The organism is Mesorhizobium sp. M1E.F.Ca.ET.063.01.1.1 (assembly GCF_003998155.1).
GTDB lineage: Bacteria > Pseudomonadota > Alphaproteobacteria > Rhizobiales > Rhizobiaceae > Mesorhizobium.
In genome coordinates this window covers 1-7,012 of record NZ_RZSC01000288.1, presented here as the reverse complement: position 1 = coordinate 7,012, position 7,012 = coordinate 1, and the positions used below count along the sequence as shown (strand labels likewise).

General features: G+C 63.8%; 8 protein-coding genes. 4 read left to right on the top strand and 4 right to left on the bottom strand.

The features are described from left to right. Positions 1–135 precede the first annotated feature (135 nt). Entirely contained in the window at positions 136–927 is a 792-nt protein-coding gene (locus tag EOA29_RS19965) for a DUF3108 domain-containing protein (protein ID WP_126091672.1), read from the bottom strand. A 254-nt stretch (positions 928–1,181) separates the two neighbouring features. Between EOA29_RS19965 and rpmB the strand changes: the two genes are divergently transcribed. From rpmB to EOA29_RS19945, 4 genes are all read left to right on the top strand, one after another. Next, positions 1,182–1,478 (top strand): 50S ribosomal protein L28, encoded by a 297-nt coding sequence (gene rpmB, locus EOA29_RS19960; protein WP_126091671.1) that lies wholly within the window; start codon positions 1,182–1,184, stop codon positions 1,476–1,478. 115 nt (positions 1,479–1,593) lie between these two features. Continuing rightward, a complete protein-coding gene (locus EOA29_RS19955) occupies positions 1,594–2,274 on the top strand; it encodes a queuosine precursor transporter (protein ID WP_126091670.1) in 681 nt (226 codons plus the stop codon). 65 nt (positions 2,275–2,339) lie between these two features. Next, positions 2,340–3,014, top strand: a complete 675-nt coding sequence (locus EOA29_RS19950; RefSeq protein WP_126091669.1) for a hypothetical protein — start codon at positions 2,340–2,342, stop codon at positions 3,012–3,014. Between the two features lie 129 nt (positions 3,015–3,143). Beyond that, positions 3,144–4,922, top strand: a complete 1,779-nt coding sequence (locus tag EOA29_RS19945) for a GtrA family protein (RefSeq protein ID WP_126091668.1) — start codon at positions 3,144–3,146, stop codon at positions 4,920–4,922. Between the two features lie 13 nt (positions 4,923–4,935). Here EOA29_RS19945 and EOA29_RS19940 read toward each other — a convergent pair whose 3' ends face one another. The 3 genes from EOA29_RS19940 to EOA29_RS19930 form a co-directional block, all read right to left on the bottom strand. Then, positions 4,936–5,421 carry an SRPBCC family protein gene (locus EOA29_RS19940; protein ID WP_126091667.1) on the bottom strand — a complete coding sequence of 162 codons (486 nt, stop codon included), beginning with the start codon at positions 5,419–5,421 and terminating at the stop codon, positions 4,936–4,938. Next, the gene (locus EOA29_RS19935; RefSeq protein WP_126095728.1) at positions 5,418–5,774 is read right to left on the bottom strand and encodes a metalloregulator ArsR/SmtB family transcription factor; all 357 of its coding nucleotides are present in this window, start codon (positions 5,772–5,774) and stop codon (positions 5,418–5,420) included. Before EOA29_RS19935 ends, EOA29_RS19940 begins: the two co-directional genes overlap by 4 nt. Before the next feature lie 244 nt (positions 5,775–6,018). Next, on the bottom strand, positions 6,019–6,978 hold the full coding sequence (locus tag EOA29_RS19930) for an esterase-like activity of phytase family protein (RefSeq protein WP_189478937.1): 960 nt from the start codon (positions 6,976–6,978) through the stop codon (positions 6,019–6,021). Positions 6,979–7,012 lie beyond the last annotated feature (34 nt).

Sequence of the window (7,012 nt, the reverse complement as noted above, 5' to 3'; positions counted from 1 at the left end):
CACATGGCTACCGCCGAAAAACCGATCAGTGTCGCGCGCCCCATACCTGCCCCCCGGCGGCGCGCCGCGGCGCCCCTAAAAGCAATTCCAGGAAAAGTGCGTAGCGGTTTTTCCGTCCGGAATTGCGCAAAAAAACTATTCGACTGCTTCGAACCGTCTCGCGCTGATGGTCAGCGGACCGATCTGGGTCCCGACCGTGGCGCGGATCGGCGCATATACGCCGGATTGGCCGAGCGGTGCAAACGTCACCATCATGCGGCTCTTGTTCTTGAGGAACTCCAGCGCCTTGCGGCCCTTGCGATAGCCCGCCACGGGCTCGAAGCCCATCCTGCAGGTGACGGTGTCGCCCTTGTAGCCGGGCACCGAGATCGAGCCTTTCGAGGCATAGGTCAGCGACAGGTTGGCGCGCATTTCGCCGTCATAGAATTTGACGGTCCGCCCGCAGACCTTGTCCAGGCTGTCGGCATGGATGACGGTCGCCGCCATCGGATCGAGCACCGACTTCAGGTCGCCGTCGCCGACCGGCACCCAGCTCTTGGGATCGCGCTTCTTCGGCGGCGGAATGACTTCGGTCGAGGCGACACCGCCATTGGCGAAGCGGATGTCGACGACAGACGCCTTCTTGCCGGAGGTATAGTCCGCCCTGAAGGCCCTCGGCTGCATCTGCTGGCCGGAAATCGTGCCTTTCGACGAGATCGTGCCCTTGGTGTCGTCGAACAGCCTGCCGAGGCCTGCGGCCGAGACCGTGCCGTCGATCGCATAGGCGTCGCCCTCGTAGCGGCTCGAAAACGTCGCCCTGGCGATCGAAAGGCCGAGGAACGATACCGTATATTCACCCTTGAAGGCCTGCGGCGAGGCCGCGGCGAAACTCGTCGTCGGGACGGTGAGGGCGAACAGCGCGACAATTGCGCGGGATGGTCGAAGCATGGCGGGCGGCGAGTCCTTGATCCTGGCCGGAAACGCTTTGCTCCAGCCTGGCAATCCCTTCGCGAAGGGCTTATACGGCAAAATCCGGCCTTAATATGGAGCGCGTCACGTCACTACGCACGCGCCGGAGCTTGACGCAGTGGCGAAATGCAACTAAGGAACGCCAACTTTTCCAAAGGCCGCCTGACCGAGACCGCGCGCCGCCTGGCGCGGGCAGAATGGTTTGGCAGGTTAAGAACTGAAGGTTAGACAAGATGTCCCGCACCTGCGAGCTCACTGCCAAGGCAGTCCAGACCGGCAACAATGTGAGCCATGCCAACAACAAGACCAAGCGCCGCTTCCTGCCGAATCTGGTCAACGTGACGCTGATTTCCGAAGCGCTGAACCAGAACGTGCGCCTGCGCATTTCGGCCAACGCGCTGCGTTCGGTCGAGCATCGCGGCGGTCTCGACGCGTTCCTGACCAAGGCCGACGCCAAGGAGCTGTCGCAGCGCGCCCGTCTCCTGAAGAAGCAGATCGCCAAGAAGCTGGCCGAACAGCCGGCCGCTTAAAGCGCCCTTATCAGGCGGGGGACGAAAGCCTCGAGCCCCGGCCCAGACCGGTGCTCAAAACATGAGCGAGCGCTGGACATGGCGCTCGGCTGGTTCCATTACCCAGGATAAAAAAATGAATTTCCTGACGCGATACCTGCCTTTCGTGGCCGCCATGGCGCTTGTCGTCGTGGCGTCGAACATCCTTGTCCAGTTCCCGATGCAGGGCCAGATCGGCGGCCTGTCGCTGGCCGACCTGCTCACCTGGGGCGCCTTCACCTATCCCTTCTCCTTCCTCGTCACCGACCTTGCCAACCGCCGCTACGGGCCGGCCGTGGCGCGCAAGGTGGTGTTCGTCGGCTTCATGACGGCGGTGACCTGCTCGATCCTCGTTCCGCCCTTCCTGTTTCGCCACGGCCTGATCGAATTCGAGACCGCGGCCGACCGGCTGGTGCGGATCGCGGCCGCTTCCGGTGCCGCCTTCCTCATCGCGCAACTGCTCGACGTCACGGTCTTCAACCGGCTGCGCCGGCAGAGCTGGTGGCGCGCGCCGATCCTTGGCACCTTGGCCGGTTCTATCTTCGACACGGTCGTGTTCTTCGGCGTCGCCTTCTCTGCCGCGTTTGCCCTTGTCGGGCCGAATGACAGCTTCGCGCTGGAAACGGCGCCGCTGATGGGCGTTCTGCCTGTCGAGACCATGCGCTGGGTCTCCTGGGCGCTCGGCGATCTCTCGGTCAAGCTGATCATCGCCGTTGTCGCGCTGATCCCCTACCGGCTGGTCGCCGCCCGCTGGAGCCAGCCGGCGCTCGCGGTCTAGAGCATGATCCCAAAAAGTGGGAACCGGTTTTTGGAACAGATCATGCTCCAACAAAAAGAGAGCGCATGATCCCCTGGGTTCAGCTTGCTTCGGCCCGCACGCCCGACGGCGCTCAAGAGCTTCGCCTGAAGCAGCGCGGTGCTGAATTCTCGATCATGCTGGGCACCAATGAGCTGATGAACAGCCGCCTCAGCGGCTCCGAAGAGGCGCTCGCCAAGCTTTCCTGCGAGCGTATCGCTGGCCGCAAGCAGCCAAGAATCCTTATCGGCGGGCTCGGCATGGGCTTCACCTTGCGCGCCGCCCTTGCCGCGCTTGATGGGGACGCCGCCGTCACCGTTGCCGAACTGGTCCCCGAGGTCGTCGCCTGGGCACGCGGTCCCATGGCCGGAGTTTTCGACGGCTGCCTCGACGATCCCCGCGTCACCATTCGCGAGGCTGATGTCGGTCAGTCGATAAGGGCGGAAGCGGCCGCTTGGGACGCCATCCTGCTCGACGTCGACAATGGTCCCGAAGGCATCGTCTACAAGGGAAATGACTCGCTCTATAGCGCGGCAGGCCTCGCAGGCGCGCGCGCCGCATTGAAGCCCGGCGGCGTCCTGGCCGTTTGGTCGCAAGGACCGGATAGCGGCTTCACGCGGCGGCTGAAGCAGGCGGGCTTCATTGTCGCGGGGATCAATGCGCGCGCCCGCGGCAAACGCGGCGCCCGTCACGTGATCTGGATCGCAGCCGCCGGGCAGTGATCCCTATCGGCCGCTCGCCGCTCGGGCCAGCCCGCCTGACGATCCCGGCTATCCGTCTCCATCGGCTTTACGCTTTGTTACGGCTGTTGGTGCAGGATCGCGAAAACGATCCAGGACATCGCCGCCAGCATGACCATCCAGGGCACCGGTTGGAAACATGATTTCCTGCTCGCGCTCTGCGCGACGCTGCTCGTGCTGGCGATCAATGCGATCTCCGGCTTCCCGACGATCGCGGACCTTGGCGCCGACAACGACAGCATGCTGAGGTTGGTCGAGGTCCGCGACCTGCTGGCAGGCCAGAGCTGGTTCGATCTCCACCAGTACCGGATGGGCCTCGCCGGCGGCTTCCTCATGCACTGGTCGCGACTGGTCGATGCGCCGATCGCGCTGATCATCCTCGCCTTCCAGGCGCTGGGCGCCGGCACCGCCGCCGCCGAGAGAGCGGCGCAGATCATCTGGCCGCTCTCGCTTTATGGGCTCACCATATTCGTCATCCTGCGCGCCTCGCGGCGCTTTGCCGGCGCCGACGTGGCGATGCCGTCGCTGGTGCTGGCGACCGCGGCGCTGTTCTTTCTCGGCATTTTCAACCCCGGCACGCTCGACCACCACAATATCCAGCTCCTTTTGACGGCGGCCGGCCTCTGGCTTCTGATGGAGGCGCCCTTCTGGCGGCCGGCGGCCCTTCTGTCCGGCCTGTGCGCGGGCCTCACGCTCGCCGTCGGTATGGAGACGGCGCCCTATGTGGCGACGCTTGGCGCCTGCGCCGCTGTGCTCTTCATTCTCGACGAAAAAGAGCGCCCGACGGCGCGCGGCTTCGGCATCGGATTTGCCGCGATAGCCTCGGCGGTCCTTGTCGCCACCATACCGCCGTCGGCCTGGGGCGTGGCCCAATGCGATGCCTTCTCGGCCTTCCAGTTCGTGCTCGCGGCGCTGTCCGGCTTCGGCCTGGCGGCGATTGCGGGCTTGTCCGGGCAATCGACGGCCGGGACACGACTCGTATGGATGTCGGCGCTGGCCGTCGCGGTTGCGGCCGTCGCGATCGTGTTCTTCCCGCAATGCCTGGCATCGCCTTATGCCGGCATGGACGAGCGAATTCGCACCTATTGGCTGAACGACGTCGTCGAGGCGCAGCCCTTCCTCAGCGTGGCCGTCAAGCAGCCGAAGCTGATGGCGGCGCGCTATGTGACGCCCTTCATCGCGATGCTGTTGATCGGTCTTCAGCTCCGTAGCCGCCGCCTGCGTCGCGAGGAAGCCCTTGTCGCCACGCTGCTGGTCGTCGCTTTCGCCTTAAGCCTCTGGCAGGTGCGCGGTTCGACCTTCTCGGTCGCCTTCGCAGTGCTGCCGCTCTCGGCCTGGATTGCCGGGCTGCGCCTGCAGGCAAGCGCCGCGCAGTCATGGCGCGTCTCCACCCGCATCGCGGCGGGATGGCTGGTGTCGCTCAACGCGACCTGGGCCGGCGTCGCGGTGGCGGCGCAGTCCGTGGTCCACAAGGCGCCCACGGGCATCAATTCCGACGCGGATCATGCCTTGACCTGCGGCAAGGCCGCGGACTTCGGCGATCTGGCCGTCATGCCGGCAACGACGGTGCTTGCGTCTTCCAATCTCGGCTCGGCCATAGTGATGTTTACCGGCCACAGGGCGTTGGCCGGCCCCTACCACCGCAATGTCGGCGGCAATCTTGCCATGCTCGACGCCTTCATGGGGACGCCGGACGCCGCCCGCGCCATCGTCGAGCGCGAGCATGTCGGGCTTATCGCCATATGCCGCGGCAATTCGGAAGAGCTGTCGCTCGCCGCCGAGGCTCCCGCAGGCCTGGTCGCGCGGCTGCTGCGCGGAGACGTGCCGGATTGGCTGGAATTGGACAGCTCGACCGCCGGCAAGCCGATCGAGCTGTACAAGGTCCGCTGACCGGCTGAGCTGTCTATTTCGATTTGTCCAGGTAGGCGGCAAGCGCTTCGAGCAGGCCACGCGTACCCTCCTCGCGCCCCTTCGCCGAATCGGCGCCGTCGAAAAAGGCGCCTTGTTCGGTATAGGTCAGCCGTGTGCCCTCGCTCGATGGGGTCAGTTCGACCGTGGTCAGCGACACCGACAGCGGCTGAGGTCCGATCGCCATCTTGTAGGTGAAGACGATACGCTGGTTCGGCACAATGTCCTGGAATTGCGCGTCGAGCCTAATCTCAGGCCCACCCGCGTAGCTGAAGCGTGAAACTTCGCTACCGCCAACGCGGAAGTCGAAGCTGAACTCGGAGATGGCAAAGCCGTCGCCTTCGATCCGCCATTGCCGCACGGTCGCCTTGTCGGCAAATGCGAAGAACACACGTTCGGGCGATTGCGGGTAGGTCCGTTCGATAGTGAAGGTAGAGTGGATGACGGAATGTTCGTCTTTCACGGAGGTTATCTGGTTCATTGCTTCTGGTCCTGATTCTTCTTAGGTGATTGGTCCGTCTCGGCCAAGATCTGGCCGAGGCGATCAAGCTGGCGTTCCGCAGGTATGCGGCGTTCCGCGATCCAGTCGGCGAGCGGAGCGAGCCCGCCCGGTTCGATCCGGCAGGTGCGCACCCGCCCGATCTTTTCGCTGCGGATCAGCCCGCAGGCCTCCAATGTCTGCAGATGTTGCAGCACGGCGGCGAAAGTCATGCCGAACGGTTCGGCCAACTGGCTGACCGTGGCCGGCCCTCGGCTTAATCTTTCCAGGATCGCCCGTCGCGTGGGTTCGACGAGAGCCCTTAGAATATCGTCGATCTCGGAATAGTTAAGCATTGACTTGAGTATTGACGGAGCACGATAAATTGTCAAGTATCGGCTAAAGTATTTTGAGCAAAAGGCAGGAAAATGCAACGATATCAGTTATTTATGAAATGCGCAGGACGAGCGCGAACCGGTTTCCCTCCCCGGAATTGCGTCAAAGCGAAGAGATAAAAGGCGTCCTGCGTTTCTAAGAAGCGATGAATCGTTATAAGCGTCCGCCGACCAGCAAGGCCGGAATTTAGCCGCCGAGCTTTGCTCAATCCTGGTGCAGGATGAATTCCAGATAGAGATTGCGCTGCAGGATCGAGTGATTGTCGTCCGACATCAGTGAAACCATCAGCGCGCCGTCATCGCGGGTCCAGACGTCAAGCCCTTCCATATTGTCGATCTGGTAGCCCATGTCGGCTTCCATCAGCACCGGTCCGTCGGCGACCGCGCCCTTCTCGACGCTCTCGCCATAGATGCGCCGCAGCCGCATCTTCACCCCGCGCGCCATCGAGAAGCTGCGCTCGAGCAGAAGCAGGTCGCCATCCGGCAGGAAGGCGCCGTCGGTGATGTCGAAATCGCCGTTGCGCCTGATGGTGAAGACGCCCTTCTTCGGTCCCTCGATGAGGGCGGCATAGATATTGCCGGCCTTGTCGAGGCTCTTTTCCGAGACCACGACCAGGCCACCTTCGTGCTGGCCGTAAGGATTGGCATGCGTGACCGTCTCGAAGCCGCGGTTCTGGCGCAGCTCCCGGGCCGGAACCAGATAGTCGAGCGTCTTGAAGGGCGCCTTCATGTTGTCCGGGTCGATCTTGAACTGGACGACGCGCTGCTCGCGCTCGAAACCGACGGTGGCGATACCGTCCTTGACCGCGAGGCCTTCCGCATCGACCTTCCACTTCTCGTCGATCGGCCGGCCCGAAGCGTCGACCATCTGCTGCATGCGGAAATTCGACACGCCCGATGGGCGCTTGTCGGCATCGTGGCTGATGGTGCCGAAGAACCAGAAGCCGGTGTCGGCGACGCCAATGAAGTCGCTGCCCGCTTTCAGAAAGCGAAAGGCCGACAGCGCGCCGAAATCGCGTGACGGCGAGGTCATCTCCAGCCCGCCGACGAACTCGAGTGGCCCGAACTGTTTCTGGTCGCGGCCGACGTGGAACTCTGTGATCGGCCGCGCCGAAATCTCGATCGCCTCGACCGGGGCTCGCTGGGCCGCAATCGCCGGCGCCATGACCGAGCAGTTGGCCTCGCTGTTCGGCGAGGAG

Bases quoted from the DNA above. Each gene is read 5' to 3' on its own strand.
- EOA29_RS19935 (WP_126095728.1), bottom strand. From the start codon at position 5,774: ATGCTTAACTATTCCGAGATCGACGATATTCTAAGGGCTCTCGTCGAA.
- EOA29_RS19930 (WP_189478937.1), bottom strand. From the start codon at position 6,978: ATGGCGCCGGCGATTGCGGCCCAGCGAGCCCCGGTCGAGGCGATCGAG.
- EOA29_RS19950 (WP_126091669.1), top strand. From the start codon at position 2,340: ATGATCCCCTGGGTTCAGCTTGCTTCGGCCCGCACGCCCGACGGCGCT.
- EOA29_RS19965 (WP_126091672.1), bottom strand. From the start codon at position 927: ATGCTTCGACCATCCCGCGCAATTGTCGCGCTGTTCGCCCTCACCGTC.
- rpmB (WP_126091671.1), top strand. From the start codon at position 1,182: ATGTCCCGCACCTGCGAGCTCACTGCCAAGGCAGTCCAGACCGGCAAC.
- EOA29_RS19940 (WP_126091667.1), bottom strand. From the start codon at position 5,421: ATGAACCAGATAACCTCCGTGAAAGACGAACATTCCGTCATCCACTCT.
- EOA29_RS19945 (WP_126091668.1), top strand. From the start codon at position 3,144: ATGACCATCCAGGGCACCGGTTGGAAACATGATTTCCTGCTCGCGCTC.
- EOA29_RS19955 (WP_126091670.1), top strand. From the start codon at position 1,594: ATGAATTTCCTGACGCGATACCTGCCTTTCGTGGCCGCCATGGCGCTT.